The organism is Curtobacterium subtropicum, from assembly GCF_030362975.1.
In the GTDB taxonomy this organism is placed as follows: Bacteria; Actinomycetota; Actinomycetes; order Actinomycetales; family Microbacteriaceae; genus Curtobacterium; species Curtobacterium subtropicum.
The window spans coordinates 15,953-34,032 of sequence record NZ_JAUCMM010000013.1; the positions used below are offsets into that span (position 1 = coordinate 15,953).

Annotated in this window: 14 protein-coding genes; 6 read left to right on the forward strand and 8 right to left on the reverse strand. The window is 74.2% G+C overall.

What is annotated here, in order from left to right; genetic code table 11:
• Positions 1-72: 72 nt before the first annotated feature.
• From QUG98_RS14735 to QUG98_RS14745, 3 genes are all read right to left on the reverse strand, one after another.
• Positions 73-945 (reverse strand): L,D-transpeptidase, encoded by an 873-nt coding sequence (locus tag QUG98_RS14735; protein ID WP_289471275.1) that lies wholly within the window; start codon positions 943-945, stop codon positions 73-75.
• A 199-nt stretch (positions 946-1,144) separates the two neighbouring features.
• Entirely contained in the window at positions 1,145-2,932 is a 1,788-nt protein-coding gene (locus tag QUG98_RS14740; RefSeq protein WP_289471276.1) for a phosphatase PAP2 family protein, read from the reverse strand.
• 296 nt (positions 2,933-3,228) lie between these two features.
• A complete protein-coding gene (locus QUG98_RS14745; RefSeq protein WP_289471277.1) occupies positions 3,229-4,134 on the reverse strand; it encodes a CPBP family intramembrane glutamic endopeptidase in 906 nt (301 codons plus the stop codon).
• On the opposite strand from QUG98_RS14745, the gene QUG98_RS14750 reads away from it, so the two are divergent.
• Positions 4,133-4,822: a metal-dependent transcriptional regulator gene (locus tag QUG98_RS14750; RefSeq protein WP_224442372.1), complete on the forward strand. Its 690-nt coding sequence runs from the start codon at positions 4,133-4,135 to the stop codon at positions 4,820-4,822. The two genes, QUG98_RS14745 and QUG98_RS14750, sit on opposite strands and share 2 nt — an antisense overlap.
• 548 nt (positions 4,823-5,370) lie before the next feature.
• Here QUG98_RS14750 and QUG98_RS14755 read toward each other — a convergent pair.
• Complete coding sequence (locus QUG98_RS14755) at positions 5,371-6,660, reverse strand: calcium:cation antiporter family protein (protein ID WP_289471278.1); 1,290 nt, start codon at positions 6,658-6,660, stop codon at positions 5,371-5,373.
• A 349-nt stretch (positions 6,661-7,009) separates the two neighbouring features.
• Positions 7,010-7,654 (reverse strand): HEAT repeat domain-containing protein, encoded by a 645-nt coding sequence (locus QUG98_RS14760; protein ID WP_289471279.1) that lies wholly within the window; start codon positions 7,652-7,654, stop codon positions 7,010-7,012.
• 91 nt (positions 7,655-7,745) lie between these two features.
• Here QUG98_RS14760 and QUG98_RS14765 point away from each other — a divergent pair, with 91 nt between their 5' ends.
• Positions 7,746-8,699: an aldo/keto reductase gene (locus QUG98_RS14765; protein WP_289471280.1), complete on the forward strand. Its 954-nt coding sequence runs from the start codon at positions 7,746-7,748 to the stop codon at positions 8,697-8,699.
• A gap of 21 nt (positions 8,700-8,720) precedes the next feature.
• Here QUG98_RS14765 and QUG98_RS14770 read toward each other — a convergent pair whose 3' ends face one another.
• Complete coding sequence (locus tag QUG98_RS14770) at positions 8,721-11,177, reverse strand: hypothetical protein (protein ID WP_289471281.1); 2,457 nt, start codon at positions 11,175-11,177, stop codon at positions 8,721-8,723.
• On the reverse strand, positions 11,174-11,725 hold the full coding sequence (pyrE, locus tag QUG98_RS14775; protein ID WP_058729844.1) for an orotate phosphoribosyltransferase: 552 nt from the start codon (positions 11,723-11,725) through the stop codon (positions 11,174-11,176). Before pyrE ends, QUG98_RS14770 begins: the two co-directional genes overlap by 4 nt.
• Positions 11,726-11,801: 76 nt before the next feature.
• Here pyrE and QUG98_RS14780 point away from each other — a divergent pair, with 76 nt between their 5' ends.
• The 3 genes from QUG98_RS14780 to QUG98_RS14790 all read left to right on the forward strand — a co-directional run bounded on the left by QUG98_RS14780 (position 11,802) and on the right by QUG98_RS14790 (position 16,086).
• On the forward strand, positions 11,802-13,490 hold the full coding sequence (locus tag QUG98_RS14780; RefSeq protein WP_289471282.1) for a hypothetical protein: 1,689 nt from the start codon (positions 11,802-11,804) through the stop codon (positions 13,488-13,490).
• A 151-nt stretch (positions 13,491-13,641) separates the two neighbouring features.
• Positions 13,642-14,994: a M23 family metallopeptidase gene (locus QUG98_RS14785; RefSeq protein WP_289471283.1), complete on the forward strand. Its 1,353-nt coding sequence runs from the start codon at positions 13,642-13,644 to the stop codon at positions 14,992-14,994.
• Positions 14,995-15,249: 255 nt separating this feature from the next.
• A complete protein-coding gene (locus QUG98_RS14790; protein ID WP_289471284.1) occupies positions 15,250-16,086 on the forward strand; it encodes an exodeoxyribonuclease III in 837 nt (278 codons plus the stop codon).
• A gap of 178 nt (positions 16,087-16,264) precedes the next feature.
• Here the strand turns inward: QUG98_RS14790 and QUG98_RS14795 are convergent, their stop codons facing one another.
• Positions 16,265-17,188 carry an AEC family transporter gene (locus QUG98_RS14795; protein ID WP_289471285.1) on the reverse strand — a complete coding sequence of 308 codons (924 nt, stop codon included), beginning with the start codon at positions 17,186-17,188 and terminating at the stop codon, positions 16,265-16,267.
• A gap of 154 nt (positions 17,189-17,342) precedes the next feature.
• Between QUG98_RS14795 and QUG98_RS14800 the strand changes: the two genes are divergently transcribed.
• The gene (locus tag QUG98_RS14800; protein WP_289471286.1) at positions 17,343-17,936 is read left to right on the forward strand and encodes a nitroreductase family protein; all 594 of its coding nucleotides are present in this window, start codon (positions 17,343-17,345) and stop codon (positions 17,934-17,936) included.
• The last annotated feature ends 144 nt before the right edge of the window (positions 17,937-18,080 follow it).

Here is an 18,080-nt window from a genome sequence, read left to right on the forward strand (position 1 = left end):
CTGTCGCTCTCGCGGAAGAATCGAGGCACACCGGCGCCCCCGACCGGCGCCGGCGCCGAGCCGGCGCGGCCGCTACTCCACCGTCACGAGCGTCCCGAGCGGCAGCGCGTCGATCGCCGCGACCCCGTCCGCCGACAGCCGGACGCACCCGTGCGACACCGCCCCCGAGGCCGCCGCGTTCCAGTGCAGCCCGATGAGCCCGCCGTCCGACCCGCCGTACGGCTCGTCGTCCGCGCTCGAGTGCAGCGAGGTCAGCTGGATCGGGTGGTCGCCCGTCCCCTGCGAAGGGTCGACGTACCGCTGCTCCAGGTAGCCCGTCACCCCGGTCGGCGTCGGGGTGTCCGCCGTGCCGACCCCGGCGGGGAAGCTCCGGGACACCTGCCCGGTCGACGACACGATCGACACGGTCTGGTCCGCCGTCGAGATGACCACGTGCGAGGTCGGTGTCGCCTGTTGCTCGAGCGACGCCGCGGGCACCCACGCGGCGGTCTGCGCGGCGGCGTGCCCGCCTGCCGCCGAGGGCAGCGCCTGCCGTGCCGGCGTGAGGACGAGCTCCCACGCCCCCTCGTGCCGCAGGCCCACCACCGTGGTCGGCTGGCCGAGGAAGTCCGTGGCCGCGAAGCGCGCGACGGGGTGCTGCCGGTCGCTCCCGAAGAGCGGGGCGTCGGCGCGGAGGCGGAAGACCTCGGCGGCGGAGACGGTCCGGTCGACGGGCAGCAGGCCGCCGACCACGGCCGAGTAGCGGGCCTCCGGCAGCGCGGCGAGCGCCGCTCCGTCGACGGCGGGCACGGCCGGTGCAGCGCTCGCGGTCGCGGTGGGGCGGTGGGTCGTCGCCGGGACGGCCTCGCCGCCGGTGGCGCCGGTCAGCGCGGGCACCGCGATCGCGGCGGCGGCGACCACGACGGCGGCGACGCCGACGGTGGTCCAGGTCTTGCGGTACGGCACGGGGATCTCCGGTGGTGCGGGGGGGGGAGAGCGGGACGACGGACGGGAGGCGCGGGGCGGGCCGGCCACGTGCCTCCCGTCCGGTGGATGGGGACGGGAGGAGCGGGGCGGGCCGGCCGCGTTCCTCCCGTCCGGTGGATGGGGACGGGAGGAGCGGGGCGGGCCAGCCGCGTTCCTCCCGTCCGTCAGTGGGCGGGCGTCAGCCGCTGACGACCGGCAGGTGCACGCCGGCGGGGACGGTCCCGGTGGTGCCGGTGCCCGTTCCCCCGGTCGAGCCGCCCGCACTCGGCGCCGCCGTCACGGTGATCGCGAGCGGCGTCACGAGCACCGAGGCGCCGGACGCGTCGACCAGGTCGAGCGTGTGCGCGCGGACCGAGGTGCCCGCCGGGATCGTCACCGAGCCGGTCGCGGTGCCGTCGGCGCCGACCGTGAGGGTGCCGACCTCGACCGGGTCGGACCGCAGGACGACCTGCAGGGTGGCGCCGGCGGGCAGCCCGGTGCCGGCGAGCGCGATCGCCCCGCCGGCCTGCACGGAGGTGCCCTCGGGTGCGGTCAGCACGCCGGAGACGACGCGGGCCTCGCCACCGGTCGAGAGGACCGTCGCTGTTCCGTCCGTGCCCACGGCGACGGTCGCGCTCGTCGCGGCCGCCAGGTCGAGACGCTCCCACGAGCCGTTCGCGGTGCCGGACTGGTCGAGCGGGTACCCCGAGGCGATCTCGGTCTGCGCGAGCACCTGCGTGCGCTGCGCGTCGGTCAGGGTCGGGAAGGTCGAGAGCAGCAGGTTCGACGCGCCGGTCGGGACCGACGGGGCGAGTCCTGCGGTGCCGGTCTTCGCGAAGCCGTAGGTCATGCGCTCGCGGTAGACCTGCACGGCCGAGGCACGGTCGGTGACGACCTGCGCGGTGCCACCGGGCATCGCCTGGCCGCCGTAGGGGTCGTCGGTGTACGGCTTCTCCGCGGAGATGCACTCCGCGAGGGTCCCGCCGCACTGCGCCTCGAGGTACTTCGTCAGCTCGGCGCGGGCCGGCTCGAGGACCTCGGTGCGGTACTGCGTGTCGGACCAGCGGGCGGCAAGGGCGGCCTCGCCGTCGATGCGTCCGCCCATGATGTCGAGCGGGTAGTGGACGCCGAGGACGATGCGGTCGTTGCCGGCCTCGGACGCGCGGGCGAGGATCTCCGGAGCGAGCTCGGGCACGAGCGTGGCGAGGGTGATGCCTGCCTGGTACGCCGTGGTCGTGTGGCCCGAGGGGTACGAGCCGCCGGTGCAGATGCCCTTCTGGCCGTAGCCGGCGTCGAGCACGACGTCGTTCGGCGAGAACTCGTGCGTGGTGTCGGTCGTGGCCGGCACCCGCGTGATCGTGAGGTTGCCCTTCGCGTCCGCCCATGCCTTGCCGGTGCGGTTCGCCGCGAGCGACGAGGCGTTGACGGTCGCCGGGTTGCAGCTCGCGGTGTCGTCGCCGGCGGGCAGCGTCGCCGCGGTGTCGGTCGGCAGGTAGGGCCGCGGGTAGCTGTAGTGCGCCTTCGCGTCACCGGTGCCGACGTAGGCGCCGCTCGTGCCGCCGGTGGACTTGATCAGGGCGTCGGTCAGGGGCAGCTCCCCCGCGTGACGCCCGTCGACGAACAGCTTGCCCAGCTCGGCGCCGAGTCCCTGCGACACCGTGAACGACTGGTCGTAGGCGGTGCGGGCGGAGTTGTCGTACTCGGCGTCCTGCAGGGCACGGAACTGCTGCGCCGTCGTGGCGTGCTGGTTGATCCACGACGTCAGCTGGTCGTTCTTCGCGAGGGTCGCGGGGTCGTTCACGGTGCCGTGCAGGTCGTTCTTGCCACTCGAGGTCCAGTACTGGTCGTAGCCGTTGAGCAGCGACACGAGGTCGGGCTTGGTGGAGTCGCTCGGGTACGTCGCGGCCTGGGCGGCGAGCGGCGACCCGACGACGAGTGCGGTCGCGACGGCGGCGACGGTCACTCCGCGGAGGGCGGATCTGCGCATGTGGTGGTGGTCGCCCGGGGGCGACGCCCCTTCCTGTTGTACCGGTGTGGAAACAGGGTGAACCTAGGGACGGGTGGTTGCCGGACGGCGAACGGTCCCCCACCCGGGGGTGAACCAGACCCGAGGCTGTGCGCATTCGCAGCGCCCGGCGGGCGGTCGCGTGCGGTTCCGGTCCCTCGTTGCGTCGTCCGCGGCTGGGTCGTCCGCGAAGGCGACAGGATGCGCGCAACCGTTCGCGGCAGCCTGTCGCTCTGGCGGAAGCGTCCGCCCGGCGTCCACCCGGCCGGGCGGTCGCGTCAGACGGCGGACGGGAGGCGCGGCTCGTCCACCTGCACCGCGAGCGCCCCCATGGGCGGGACCGTCCGCCACCGGCGCCCGAGGCGACGACCCCGGTCGTCCCGCCAGGCGACCACGCCGCCGGCGGCCACCCCGAGGGCGAGCACCGCGAAGGCGAACAGCCCGATGACCCCGGCGGGCTCCATCCGCGCCAGGTCCCCGGTCGGCACGGTCGCCGACACCGCGATCGACCCGAAGTCCCAGAAGGCGTGCAGCAGCACCGGCGCGAGCAGGTTCCCGGTCAGCCGCCGCGCCAGGTACAGCGTGGAGCCGAAGGACGCCGCGAACACGACCTGCACCACCGTCACGCCGACCTCGGCGCCGGCGAGGACGTTGAGGAAGTGCAGCAGCCCGAACAGCACGCAGGACCCGATCCACACGCCGAACTCGGGCAGCCGCCGCCGGAGTCCGACGAGCAGGACGCCTCGGGTGAGCAGCTCCTCGAACACCCCGACGAAGAGCACCCCGACCGCGAGCAGCACGAAGTACCCGACCGGCTGCGCGTCCCACTCGACGAGCGGCAGCCGGGCGAGGCAGACGACGGCGATCAGGGCCGGTGCGGTGAGGGTCCAGCGGAGCGTGGTCCGGCGTCGGTCGACGGTCGCGATCGGCCACCAGCCCAGGGCGGTGACGTAGGCGCAGAGCACGAGCACCGCGATGCCCTCGGGCAGCACGAGCGCCCCGACGACGCTCTCGACCGTCTGCCCGAGCGTGCCGTAGTCGTCGCTCGGCCGCGAGCGCCAGGCACTGACGGCTGCGAAGGCGACGAGCGGCGCGAGGCCGAGCAGGAGCGACGGCGGCACCGGCCAGCGGCGACGCCGGACGGGTGCCACCGCGGTCGCTCGTCGTCCGTACCATTGACGCATGCGCCTGCCCTCCCTCTCCACCATGGCAGAGGACTACGTGAAGCTCGTGTGGAAGGCCGGCGAGCGTGGCGGCGAGGGGCTCGCGACGCGGGACATCGCGGCGGCGCTCGGGGTCTCGGCCTCGACGGTGTCGGGCAACCTCCGGAAGCTCGACCGCGACGGCCTCATCGAGCACACGCCCTACTACGGGGTCGTACTCACCCCGCTCGGGCAGCAGGTCGCCGTGGCGATGGTCCGACGGCACCGGCTCATCGAGACCTACCTGGTGCAGCGGCTGGGCTACTCGTGGGACGAGGTCCACACCGAGGCCGAGGCCCTCGAGCACGCGGTGTCGGAGACGTTCCTCGACCGGGTGGACGCCGACCTGGGCCACCCGACGCACGACCCGCACGGAGACCCGATCCCCGCGGCGGACGGCACCGTGCCGTCGTCCCCGGGGACGCTGCTCGGATCGATCGAGCCGGGCGCGTGCGGGATCGTCGACCGGGTGTCCGACGACGACCCGGCCCTGCTCCGGTACTTCGACGAGCTCGGGGTCGCACTCGGGACGCACCTGCGGGTCGAGCGCGTGCGGGACTACGCGGGCGTGATCGCCGTCGCACGCCGGTCACCCGACGGCGAGGAGTCCCTCGTCGACCTCCCCGCCGCCGCCGCCTCGGCCATCTGGCTCGCCCCCGACGCCGACTGACGGCCGCCCGCGGCGCGGTCGCGGTCGCGGTCGCGTCGCGGTCGCGGTCGCGGTCGCGCTGTTCTGGTCGCAGGACGTGCCGCTCACTTCCGCCGCCGACGGCACGTCGCGCGACCAGAGCGCCCGCCGACGGCACGTCGTGCGACCGGAAGCGGCGAGCCGGTGGCGCCGAACCCGTACCCACCCCACCGGACGGGAGGCCCGGCGCCAGCCCGCCCCGCGCCTCCAGACCCGACGACCTGGTCGCACGACATGCCGCTCACCTCGGCCGCCGACGGCACGTCGTGCGACCAGAGCGCCCGCCGACGGCACGTCGTGCGACCGGAAGCGGCGACCCGGTGGCGCCGACCGCGTGCTCACCGGACGGGAGGCCCAGTGCCAGCCCGCCCCGCGCCTCCAGACCCGACGACCTGGTCGCACGACATGCCGCTCACCTCGGCCGCCGACGGCACGTCGCGCGACCAGAGCGCCCGCCGGCGGCACGTCGTGCGACCGGAACCAGGCCCCGCCGCGCCGCGCCGCGCCGGGGCCCACCGGCCCAGCCGCCGCTACGCGTCGCCAGCGGCCACCGCCCGCCGGAACGGCGCGCGCAGCGTCGGCACGACGTCCCTCCGGTTGATCCACAGCACCACGAGTGCCGCGACCACGTGCACCCCGCTCAACACCCACCGCCCGCTGGTGTCCGTCACGACGAACTGCACTGCGAACAGCGCCACGAGGGCGATCGCCGACCACCGGTGGAAGCGCAGCGCGATGATGATCGCCACGCCGAGCACGGTCTGCGACGCGGTGAGGACGAACTCCTCGACCTGCCGACCGTCGAGCGGCAGCCCGCCCGAGGTCCCACCACCGAGCACGTGCGCGATCGGCAGCGAGCCGACGAGCAGCGACCACTGGTTGACCTTCGACGCGATGAGCGTCCCGATCGCCGCGCCGCCCATCCCCCGCAGCGCGAAGAGCGCGGCGACGATGAACTCGGGCGCCTCGGTGGCGAGCGGCGCGAGCCACTGCACCAGGAAGTAGCTGTCGATGCCGAGGGCGCTGCCCGAGGCGACGAGGGCCTCGGCGAACGGCTCCGCGGACGACAGGATGACGGCGGCGGCCACGACGAACAGGGCCACGATCGTCCACCGGCGCGTCCGCTGCGGCATCGACGCGATGTTCCCGGCCATGCCGACCATCTCCTCGTCGTCGCCGTCGTCCGGCGCCTGCGAGGCACGCCACAGGTAGGCCACGAACGCGGCGAGCAGCACGAAGCCGAACCACAGCGGGATCGAGCCCATCAGCGGGATGAGGAACGCGACGACCGCCAGCAGCGCCAGGAACCCGATGTCGAGCCGCGAGGACTGCTCGAGCTGCAGCACCCTCGTGGCCGTCCTGGGCAGGGTCCCGGCACGGACGTACCGGCGGGCGACGAGCAGCGAGATCACCACGACGAGCGGCCAGCCGAACCCGAGCAGCAGCCGGTTCGACCCGGTCATGTTCGCGGCGGCGAACTGCTCGTACGACGGGTCGTACCCCGAGCGGAACGCGTAGTACAGGTCGACCGCGTACTCGGGCAGGACGGCGATGAGCGCGAGGATCGCGATCGCGAGCGCGCCGGAGATGTCCTTCTGCGCGGCCTCGGCGGCCCAGGCGAGCAGGAACGAGGCGGCGACGACCGCGCCACCGAAGACGAGCAGGTCGACGACGGGGTTCGGGGCGAAGCCCGACAGTCTGAAGACGACGGCGGGCAGGGCGAGCACGATGCAGATCGCGATGCGTCCCCAGGCGCTGCGGCCCATGCGGGCGGACGGTGCGCCGGCGTCGGCGGCGCGGACGGATGCGGTGTCGATCACGGGGTGGTCCCTTGGTCGGGCCGCACCGATCGCGCAGGGGTGGGGAGCGCTTCGGCACGGCAGAACGGCCGAAGGTCTCGCTCGCCCGCCGGGTGGGACCGGCAGGTGGTGCACCGGGCCGATCGTCGTGATGGCCAGTGTGTCGATGCACGCGCTGGGAGCTACTCCCCTTCGCCACCCAGCTTGGCGCGCTCCGATCCGCGCGCGCAAGCGGATCCGCCCTGTTCGTCGACCCGAATCCGGGTCTTCCGCAGCCCGCCCCGGAACGGCGGGACCGGCGCGCACGGACCACGTGACGGACGGGAGGCTCGTGGCGGGCACGGCCACGAGCCTCCCGTCCGTCAGGTGGTCACCCCGAGGCGCGCTTACCGCGTCCCAGCGCCATCTCGCGTCGCGCGCGCTCGAGGGCGAGGGCCGACCCGGCGTCGGGGTCGGCGAGCAGGCGCTCGGTCTCGGCGACGTGCTCCCGGACCGTCTCGCCGCGACGCTCCGCGGCGTCCGCCAGGACGGGAGCGACGACGTCCTCGCCGAGCGTGACGAGCGCCCGACTGAGTGCGAGCCGGGTCTCCCGGTCGCCCTGGCCGAGCTCGCGGGCGAGCCGTCGGGCGAGAGCGGGTCCCTCGTCGGCCGGTGCGAGCAGGACGGCCGCGCGCCATGCCGTCCGACGCACGCCGGGGTCGTCGTCGCCGAGCCGCTCGGCGACCTCGGGGTACACGGACCCGTCACGGATCTTCGACAGGGTGTGGATCGCCTGCGAGCGCGCCTGCGCCTCGGGGCGGTGCAGCTCCTCGAGGAGCCGGGGTACGACGGCATCCGCCGGCAGCCGGACGAGTGCCCAGGTCAGGGCCTCGCGCACCTGCAGGTCGGGCTCGACGGCGCAGCGCCCGACGAGCACCTCGAGGTCCTCGACGCGCGCCTCGATGCCGGCCGCCATCACGGCGCGGAGGCGGACGGACGAGCGGGGGTCGGTGAGGTCGTCGGCGAGGGTGGTCATGCCCTCATGCAACACCGGGAACCCGCTGGCGACGTGCACGGAACCGGGGCATAGCGTGGACGCGACCCGTACCGCACCGGAAGGAACCCCCATGCCCCGCATCGGAACCAGTGACCTGCACGTGTTCCCCCTCGCCCTCGGCGGCAACGTCTTCGGTTGGACCGCCGACGAGCAGACCTCGCACCGGGTGCTCGACGCGTACACCTCGGCCGGCGGCGACTTCGTCGACACGGCGGACGTCTACTCGGCGTGGGCGCCGGGCAACGAGGGGGGCGAGTCCGAGCGCGTCATCGGCTCGTGGCTCCGCGCGTCCGGGAAGCGCGACGACGTCGTGATCGCGACGAAGGTCTCGCAGCACCCGCAGTACAGCGGTCTGTCGGCGTCGAACGTCGCCGCCGCCGCCCGTGCGAGCCTCGAGCGGCTCGGCACCGACCGCATCGACCTCTACTACGCGCACTTCGACGACCAGGACACCCCGCTCGAGGAGACCGTGCGCGCGTTCGACCAGCTCGTGCAGGAGGGGCTCGTCCGGTACACCGCGATCTCGAACTACTCGCGGTCGCGTGCCGAGGAGTGGATCCGCATCGCGAAGGAGAACGGGCTGGCGCTGCCGGTCGCGATCCAGCCGCACTACAACCTCGTCACCCGTGAGCCCTACGAGTCGGAGATCGCCCCGCTCGCGGCGTCCGAGGGTCTCGGGGTCGTCCCCTACTTCGCGCTGGCCGCCGGGTTCCTGACCGGCAAGTACCGGACGAAGGACGACTTCGCGGGCAAGGACCGCGAAGGGCAGGTGTCGGGCTACTTCTCCGACGAGGGCCTGGCGGTCGTCGACGCCCTCGACACGATCGCGCAGGCGCACGGGGCCGAGATCGCCTCGGTCGCGCTGGCGTGGCTGCAGGCCCAGCCGGACGTCGTCGCGCCGATCGCGAGCGCGCGGAACACCGAGCAGCTGCCGGCGCTGCTGGCGTCCGCCGACCTGGAGCTCAGCGCCGAGGAGCTCCGCACGCTGGACGACGCGTCCGCGAAGGTCCCCGCCGCGTCCTGACCACTCGTCGCCCCGGGCGGGTCAGTCGCCGTCCGGGGCGAGCGAGCCCGTCAGCGGCTGGCCGGACGACCGCGTGGCGAAGCACGAGATGAAGGTGTTGCCGCGGTCCCAGGTCTCCTGGTCCGGCGCGTACGACCCCTGCACCTGCACGTCGCCGTACGTCGCCGCCGCCGACGTGTCGATCGCCTGCGAGGTCTGGCACACCCGGGACGCCTGCGCCGCGAGGTCCTCGGGCCCGGGCCACGCCCCCGCCTCGACCTGGATCCGGGCGGTCAGCTGCGCCGCGTGCGCGGTCGAGCAGGCGACCACGGTGTAGGACTTCTCCCACGCGTCGGTGTACGGCGACAGGCACTCGCCACCCGCGAGCTCGTTCCACGCGTGCTCGCCCGGCGCGGCCTGGGTCGTCGCGAACTGCAGGGGCCGGGCGGGTGCCGCCGCGGCTTCCGTGGACTGCTCTTCCGAGGGTTGGTCCGACGGGGCAGCCGACGCCGCAGCGGACGTGGCGGTGGCAGCGGGAGCGCTCTCCTCGCTGATCGAGTTGCCGAGGATCCAGCGGGTGAGTCCGAAGACCGCCACGAGCAGCACCACGATGAGCACCACGGCGCCGATCACGAGCAGCTGCTTGCCGCGCTTGCCCTCGCCCGCGAGGCGACCGAAGCCCTCGTTGATGAAGTTGTCCCGGCCGCCGCCGTCACCGGCAGACGGAGCACCCGCGGACGCAGGACCGGTCGGCGCGGCACGACCCGGGGTCCGGGCGGCGGCGGCCGAGGCAGGAGCTGCCACCGCGGGCATCATGCGCGTGCCCGAGTCCTCGGGGTCGTAACCGGTGTCGCCGAGCTGCCCGACGGCCTCGGTGCCGAACAGGTCCTTGATGGCGCTCGTGTCGCTGGTCTCGCGGCCGTCCCACTCGGCCTGGTCGAGGTCGTCCGGAGCCGCGGCGGGCAGGCGCTCGACGGGCCGGTCGTCGCGTCCGTCGTGCCGGGCGTCGCTGCCGTCACCGGAGCGGTCGTGGCGCCGGTCGTCGTCGACCCGGTCGTCGTCGGCGCCGGTCAGCCCGCGGAGGTCCTGACCCACCGACGGCGGCAGGTGCGCCGGGTACGCCGCGGCGGTGTCCGACGACGCCGGTTCGACCAGCGGCGGGGCGGCCGTCGGCGGGACGGTGGCGTCGGGTTCGGCCCACCAGGGGGTGGCGGTCGCGGCGACCGGCGTCGGGAGGTCCGGACCGGCGTCGCCCTGCTCGTCGTGACGGTCGTCGTCGTGCGCGGTGGGCAGCGCCGTCGTGCGGGCGTCGTCGCGATCGTCGGCGTCGCCGTCGCGCCGCACGTCCTGCACGGCCGGCAGCGCCGTCGTCCGGGCGTCCTCGACGTCGCCGTCTTCTTCCGAGGCCTCGACCGCAGCCGTGCCAGCAGCGGGAGCGGGGTCCGAGCTCGGAGCCAGCACCGGCTCGGCCATCGGCACCGGCTCGGGCGCCGGCACCGGCTCGGACGCGGGCACCGGCGCCGCGAGCAGCCCGCTCGGCAGTCCTCCGGCCGGGGTGTCGACCTCGCCCGACACGACGTCGTCGTCCGCCTCGTCCGCGAGCGACCACGACCCGGCGCCGAACGCCGTCGTGTCGAACTGGTCGGTGGTCAGCGTCGTCGGGACCTCGCCGGTCTCGTCGTCCCGGATCGCCCAGTCGAACGGACGCTCCGTCGCACCGGTCGACGCGGCGTCCCCTGCTCCCTGCAGGCGCAGCAGCTCGGTGAAGCTCGGCGGCTCGTTCGTCGGCGCGGACGGCGTCGGCGGCAGGACGTTCCCGACCCCGAGGGGCTGTGCGACGGGACCGGTCGGGGTCGGCACGGGAGCCGACGGCTGCGAGCCGGTGACGCGACCGAGCCAGTCGACGTCGCTGCGCCCCTGTCCGAACGGGTCCGCGCGCCGACGCTCCTCGTCGACCGCCCGGTTCCCGGCGGCACGCTCGTCGCGGTGCTGCACCGCCGACGGCAGCGAGATCGCCGACGGGTGCGCGACCGTGCTCGCCGGTGGCACCGGCGCCGCCGGCGGGATCCGCTCGCCCAGCGTCGCGCGCTCGTGCTCGACCGTCGCCTGCGGGTTCTCCGACCGCTCGCGGAGCTCGGCGTCCATCCGGATCGCCTGCGTCGCTCCGGCGTCCTCGTCCGGCTCGGACCGACCGGCGTCCTCGTCCGGCTCGGACCGACCGGCGTCGACCGGCTGCGGCGAGGCAGCGGTCGTCGGCTCGAACGGCTCGGGCAGCGGCGCACCGGTCTCGCGCGCGGCCCGCTCGGCCTCGCGCCGTTCGCGGCGCGAGGGCCACTCGTCGGCCGCACGCGGTGCGCCGAAGATGTCGGCGGCACTGCGGAGACCGCGGAACGGAGCGTCCGGGGCGGGCGCGCGCTGAGCCTCCCGGTCGTCCGCCCCGTCTGCCGGGCCGGACGTACCGTCGGGGTCGCGCGCGTCGTCCGGACGCTCCCCGGTCACGCGCTCAGCCCCAGGTCGGCCAGCCCGATCGCCGCGAAGTAGGGGTACCCGGCCGCCTCGATGCGCTCCTTCGCGCCGGTGTCGCGGTCGACGACGACGGCCACGGCAGCGATGATCGCGCCCTCGCGCTCGAGCGCCTCGGCGGCCTTGAGCGGCGAGCCACCCGTGGTGGAGGTGTCCTCGAGCACGACGACGCGCTTGCCGCGGACGTCGGGTCCCTCGACCTGACGGCCCCGGCCGTGGTCCTTGGGCTCCTTGCGCACGACGAACGCGTCGTAGGCGAGCCCGCGCGCCGCGGCCTGGTGCAGCACGGCGCTCGCGATCGGGTCGGCGCCCATCGTGAGGCCTCCCACAGCGTCGACGTCGGGCACCTGCTGCAGCAGGTCCGTCATGACCTGCCCGATCAGCGGAGCGACCCTGTGGTCGAGGCTCACCTTGCGCAGGTCGATGTAGTACGACGCCTGCTTGCCGCTGGTGAGCGTGAAGTCGCCGTGGAACACCGCGTCTGCGGAGATGTGCTGGATCAGCTGGTCGCGCGTGTCGGTCACAGCCCACAAGGGTAGTCGCTCGGCCCCGGAACGCCATCGCCAGGCGGCGTCACGGCTCGCTCGGTACGCTCCGCTCATGTCCCCCGTCGCGCCCGGCACGTCCGGCCGCGCCGCGGCACCGGAGCCGGTCGCGATCGCCTCCCCCGGTCCGCCGTCGCGCCGCCGGTGGGCAGCCGTCGGCCGGGAGGCACTGGGCGCCGCCGTCGCGCTCGCCCTGTCCGTCATCGCCCTCGGCCACGTCATGGCGACCGACCGGGTCGCCCTGCTCTGGTACGACGGCGACTCCGTCCTGCTGCCGCTCGTCGAGCGCTCGCTCCGCCTCGGGCAGCCGTTCGAGTGGGCGATGTCGCCGGCGCTGTTCTTCTTCCCGGAGCTGCCCGTCTACCTGCTCTGCTCCCTCGTCACGGCGACCCCGCAGCAGGCCCTGGCGCTCAACGGCGTGCTCGTCCTGCTCGCCGTGTACGCGCTGGTGCGGGCGGCGGCGAACGAGCTCATGCCCGCCGCTCGCCGGTCGGCGCGGATCACGGTGTCCGCGCTGGCGCTCGGGTTCGTGACCGCGATCGTGCTGACGGAGTACACCGCGACGGCGACGTCGCTGGAGCTCGGCTCCCTGCTGCTGACGACGACCTACTACTACGGCGCACTGCTCGCGATGCTCGGGACCGCGGTCCTGGTGCTCCGTGCGGTGCGGACCGGTCGGGCCTCGGTGACCGTCCTCGTCGTGACGGGGCTCGTCGCGGCGTGCACCACGGCGTCGAACCCGCTGTACGTGCCGTGGTCGGCGGGGCCGGTCGTCGTGACCCTCGTACTGCTCTCGGTCGCCCGTCGCGTCCCGTGGCGGCCGACGGTGTGGATGTCCGGCGTCCTCGTCGCGGGTTCGGTCGTCGGGTACCTGCTGCGGATCCCGCTCGCGCCGTTCGTGTCGCTCGACCCGTCGACGTACGTGCACCCGGAACAGGCCGGCCGGACGCTGGCCTTCTTCGCGGCCCTGACCGACGACCGCGCGGGTTCGGCCCGCGGTGACGCCGAGCTGCTGCTGCTCTTCGCCGGCGTGGTGCTCGCGGTCGGCGGCACGGTGTGGGCCTGGCGCGTCCGCACGGCTCGGACCGTGCTCGTCGCGACGGTGCTCCCGCTGGTGACGGTGGTGGCGGTGTCCGTCGGGGTCGTGGTCGCCGGGTCGCAGACGCCGCGTTACCTCGAGCCGATCGTGACCGTGCCGCTCCTGGCGCTCGTCGCCGTCGCGGAGCTCGTGCGCTCCGCCGTCCGCCGGACCCGGGTGCACCGACCGCGGCGCGGTGTGCAGCTCGCGGTGGCGGTCGCGGCAGCGGTGGTCCTGGTCGGCGGCGTGGCCGTGGCCCCCGGCACGGTCGGTGCGGTCGCGGCGGCCCGGTACGCACCGTCGGCGTGCCTGGACCGCTGGGCGGACGGGCGGCAGGTCACCGGTGTCGGCCAGTTCTGGACGGTCCGTCCCCTGGCGGCGTACGCGTCGGACGACGTCGAGCTCCTGCAGGTCCGGGACGACTTCCAGACCTACCCGTGGCTCGTCGACCTCGGGGCCTACCGCGATGCCGAACCGACGTTCGTGGTCATCGGCGCGAACGACGTCTGGACCACCGCGGTCGAGGACTCCCTCGGTGCGCCCGCGAGCATCACGCACTGCACGGGCTTCGACGTCTACGACTACGCGGGCACCGTCGGCGCGTCCGTCCTGCAGCGCGACGTGGTGGGCAGCGCGGACGCGATCCGCCGCGAGCGGGGCTTCTGAGGCGGCCCTCCACGGACCGGACGACAGCGGCGCAGCCACGGCGCGCGGGCTCCTCCGGCGGTGTCGCGGGGGACGCGATGCCGTCGGGAGTTCTCCACAGGCGGCGCGGCGGCGTGTCGAGTCAGCTGTACGGATGTATAGGCTCGACCCCGTGACTCGCTCCACCAGCCACCGTCTCCCGCGTCCCGCCCTCCGTCTCCGCATCGCCGCCACCGGCCTGGCCCTCGCCGGCCTGCTCGCGACGGTGCTCGTCGACGCGCCGAGCGCGAGCGCGGCGAAGTACCCCTCGTGGGACGAGGTGCTCGCGGCCCGGGGGCAGGAGTCCGCGAAGCAGGAGCAGATCACGCAGATCCGCGGCATCATCTCCGGACTGTCCGACCAGGTCGCGGCTGCCGAGGCCGAGGCGAAGCGCCTCGGTGACGAGTTCTTCGCGGCCCAGGGCAAGGCGCAGGACGCGGCGGAGACCGAGCAGAAGCTCCGTGCCGAAGCCGACGAGCACGCGCAGATCGCCGAGCAGAGCGCCTCGCAGGCGGGGCAGTTCGCGGCGCAGATGGCGCGCCACGGCGGTGCGGACGTGACCGCGTCGGTGCTGGCCGAGGGCGAGGGTGCCCGCGACCTGCTGTACGACCTCGGTGCGCTGAGCAAGCTGTCCGAGCAGGCCGAACGGGTCGAGGCCGCGGCGAGCGCCGACGCCTCGGTCGCCCGGTCGCTCACCGCACAGGCCGACCGCGCGTCGAAGGCGCTCGAGGAGCGCGCTGCCGAGGCCGAGCGGACGATGCAGGCCGCACAGGCAGCCGCCGACAAGGTCCAGGCCGCGTACGACGAGCAGCAGGAGAACAAGGCGCGGCTCGACGCCCAGCTCGCGACGCTGACCTCGGGCCGTGTCCGCACCGAGGCCGAGTTCGCCGAGGGCGAGAAGGTCCGCAAGGAGGCGGAGGAGAAGGCCCGGCAGGAGGCCGAGGCGGCACGGCAGCGCGAGCTCCAGCGCCAGGCTGCGGCCGCCGCGGCTTCGAGCAGCGGTGGTGGTGGCGGCGGTGCGCCTGCTCCGGCAGCAGGCGGCGGCGGTGGTGGCGGCGGGGTCGGCTCCGGCTCCGGCACCGGGTGGGTGCGCCCCGGCGGCGGCTACGTGATCAGCCCGTACGGGTACCGCGTGCACCCGATCACCGGTCGTGTCACGAAGCACGACGGCTTGGACCTGACGAGCGGCTGCTCCACGGCGATCGTCGCGGCCTCGGCGGGAACGGTCGACTACGTCGGCTGGTACGGCGGGTACGGCAACTACGTCCGGATCAACCACGGCGGCGGCGTCCAGACGGCGTACGGGCACATCGTGAACGGTGGCTTCCGCGTGACCAAGGGCCAGCGGGTCGCGGCCGGGCAGCTCATCGCACTGGTCGGCTCGACGGGCAACTCGACCGGGTGCCACCTGCACTACGAGGTCCACATCAACGGCGCGACGACCGACCCGGCGCCGTTCATGGCTGCACGGGGCGTCCGCTTCTAGTCCGGAGCGCACGCGGCGGGCCGCGGGCGGCGCACGGTCCGCGTCGCCAGTCGGCAGTCGGCGTCGCACAGCACCCTCGACATCGCACGCGTCGATCGACGCGTGCGATGTCGCATCCCGGGCCCGGATCGGCCCGGCCCGGCCCGGCCCGGCCCGGCTCGGCTCGACTCGGCTCGGCCTGGCTCGGCTCGGCTCGGCCCGGCGCTGGCTGGCCGCGCGAGCAGCGTGCCAGCCGCCACCGGTAGGTTCGATCCCATGCGCGTGGCGACCTGGAACGTGAACTCCGTCCGCACCCGAGTGGGCCGGATCGTGGACTGGCTGGTGCGCGAGGACGTCGACGTCCTCGGCATGCAGGAGATCAAGTGCAAGCCGGAGCAGTTCCCGGTCGAGGCGTTCGAGGCGGCCGGCTACCAGGTCGAGGCGCACGGCCTGAACCAGTGGAACGGCGTCGCCTTCGCCAGTCGCCTGCCGATGGAGGACGTCACCCGCGACTTCCCCGGCCAGCCCGGGTTCCTCAAGGGGCACGAGGGCCCGGACCTGCCGGTCGAGGCGCGCGCGATGGGCGTCACGGTCGACGGGGTCCGGCTCTGGAGTCTCTACGTCCCGAACGGCCGCGAGCTCGGCGATCCGCACTACACGTACAAGCTCGACTGGCTCGCGCAGCTGGCCGACCGCACGACCGAGTGGCTCGACGCCGAGCCGGACACCCCGCTCGCGCTGATGGGTGACTGGAACGTCGCACCGCTCGACCAGGACGTGTGGGACGTCCGGCTGTTCGAGGGGGCCACGCACGTCAGCGAGCGGGAGCGCGCGGCGTTCCGGGAGTTCGAGGCACGCGGGTTGCAGGACGTCGTCCGCCCCCTGGTGCCCGAGGGCTACACGTACTGGGACTACAAGCAGCTCCGCTTCCCCCGGAACGAGGGCATGCGGATCGACTTCGTCCTCGGCTCGCAGGCGTTCGCGGACGTCACCGTCGGTGCGACGATCCACCGCGACGAGCGGAAGGGCGATGCTCCGAGCGACCACGTCCCCGTGTCGGTGGACCTGGACCTCGAGACCTCGCTCGACGACGACCGCCCGATGATCTTCTGACGCTGGAGCGACCTCCGGGACGCCGCCGCGCTCGTACCGCTAGCTCGGTCGCCCCGAGCGGGCAGGACGTGCCGTGCGTCGATCACCCGTCGGGTGCAACTCGTCGCCCGGACCGTCGAGCGTGACGGACCCGGCCCGCTCGGCACCCCGTCGGGTGGCCCGCCCGACGGCGCCGGCGCTACGGGTGCAGGAGTGCGGCGATGACGACCAGGACGGGCATGGCGCCGACCGTCGAGACCAGCACGACGTCGCGCGCGACCGGGACGGCAGCCTGGTAGCGCTGCGCGTAGTTGAACACGTTCTGCGCCGCCGGCAGCGCCCCGAGGGTGGTGAGGACGAAGACGTCCTGGTCGCCGAGCCCGAAGACGAAGCGCGCGACGACGAACGCCACGGCCGGCATCACGAGCAGCTTCAGCGCCGAGGCGACGAGCACGTCCGGCCGTGTCGCCCGGTCGCGCAGCGGTGTCGCTCCGTGCAGGCTCATGCCGAAGGACAGCAGCACGACCGGCACCGCGGCGGCACCGACGAGCGAGAACGGTTCGAGCACGGGCGCCGGGATCTCGAGCCGCAGCGCGGAGCACACGAGCCCGGCGAGCGAGGCGATGATGATCGGGTTCCGGAAGGGTCCGGCGACGCGGGATCGCCACCCACCGCCCCCGGCCGTGGCCGCGTCGAGGACGGTCAGGGCGAGCGGGGCGAGGACCACGAGCTGCAGCAGGATGACCGGCACGACCGCGGTGGCCTGGCCGAGGACGTACACCGCGACCGGCAGGCCGATGTTGTTCGCGTTGACGTAGCCGGAGGCCAGCGCGCCGACCGTGGTCGTCGCGACCGACCGCCGGAGCACCAGGCGGAACAGCACGACGGCGACGAGTGCGACCGTGACGGCGCTGACGAGCGACACCCAGAGCATCGGGGACAGCAGCGTCTCGATGTGCGCCGTGGCGATGGTGTGGAAGAGCAGGCACGGCATGAGCACGAAGAACGCGAGCCGGCTCATGACGAACTGCGCGTGCGGGCCGAGCAGGCGGACGCGACCGACCACGTACCCGGCGGCGATGATCGCGCCGATGATCGCGAACCCCGTCAACACGCCACCCATCGCGACCATCCTCGCAGCCCGGAGCCGCGCACGGCGACCAGCACGGCAACACGTGCAGCCGAGCAGCCGAGCAGCCGAGCGACCGTGCAGCCCGCCCACATGTGACGTCGCTCAGCCGGGAAATGCGTACGCATCGACTACCGTTGCAGCCACCATGACCTCGACGCCCGACACGCTCACCCGTTCGACCGACTCCAGCCAGCCGCTCGTGCCGCTGCTCGAGGAGCGCTGGAGCCCGCGCTCCTACGACGACACCGCGACCATGACCGACGCCCAGCTCGACGCCGTCCTCGAGGCCGCTCGCTGGGCCTCGTCCGCGATGAACCACCAGCCGCGCCGCTTCGTCGCCGGCCGCCGGGGCACCGCCACGTTCGCGAAGATCAACGACAACCTGCTCGGCTTCAACGCCGCCTGGGCCTTCCGCGCCAGCGCCCTGGTCGTCGGCATCCTCGAGACCACCACCGAGGACGGCGAGGCCCGTCCGTTCGCGCAGTACGACCTGGGGCAGTCGCTCACCGCGCTGACCGTCCAGGCGCACGCCGAGGGGCTCCACGTGCACCAGATGGCCGGGATCGACGCAGAGGGGCTGCGCGCGGCGTTCGACCTGCCCGAGCGCTTCCTGCCGTACACGGTGACCGCGATCGGCACCGTCGCGGACCCGTCGCAGCTCGACGAGAAGGCCGCCGAGCGCGAGGTCGCACCGCGCACCCGCCTCCCCCTCGACGAGGTCGTCCTCGTCAAGGAGTAGCCGACACCCGCGGGAAGCACACGACGGCCGGACCCCCACGGGTCCGGCCGTCGTAGCATGTACGGACATGGATGAGCAGCAGCACCAGCCAGACCAGCAGCACCAGGACCAGCACCAGCCCGGCCAGCAGCACCTCGACGTCCC

Bases quoted from the DNA above. Each gene is read 5' to 3' on its own strand.
- QUG98_RS14740 (WP_289471276.1), bottom strand. From the start codon at position 2,932: ATGCGCAGATCCGCCCTCCGCGGAGTGACCGTCGCCGCCGTCGCGACC.
- QUG98_RS14750 (WP_224442372.1), top strand. From the start codon at position 4,133: ATGCGCCTGCCCTCCCTCTCCACCATGGCAGAGGACTACGTGAAGCTC.
- QUG98_RS14745 (WP_289471277.1), bottom strand. From the start codon at position 4,134: ATGCGTCAATGGTACGGACGACGAGCGACCGCGGTGGCACCCGTCCGG.
- QUG98_RS14760 (WP_289471279.1), bottom strand. From the start codon at position 7,654: ATGACCACCCTCGCCGACGACCTCACCGACCCCCGCTCGTCCGTCCGC.
- QUG98_RS14765 (WP_289471280.1), top strand. From the start codon at position 7,746: ATGCCCCGCATCGGAACCAGTGACCTGCACGTGTTCCCCCTCGCCCTC.
- QUG98_RS14780 (WP_289471282.1), top strand. From the start codon at position 11,802: ATGTCCCCCGTCGCGCCCGGCACGTCCGGCCGCGCCGCGGCACCGGAG.
- QUG98_RS14790 (WP_289471284.1), top strand. From the start codon at position 15,250: ATGCGCGTGGCGACCTGGAACGTGAACTCCGTCCGCACCCGAGTGGGC.
- QUG98_RS14795 (WP_289471285.1), bottom strand. From the start codon at position 17,188: ATGGGTGGCGTGTTGACGGGGTTCGCGATCATCGGCGCGATCATCGCC.
- QUG98_RS14800 (WP_289471286.1), top strand. From the start codon at position 17,343: ATGACCTCGACGCCCGACACGCTCACCCGTTCGACCGACTCCAGCCAG.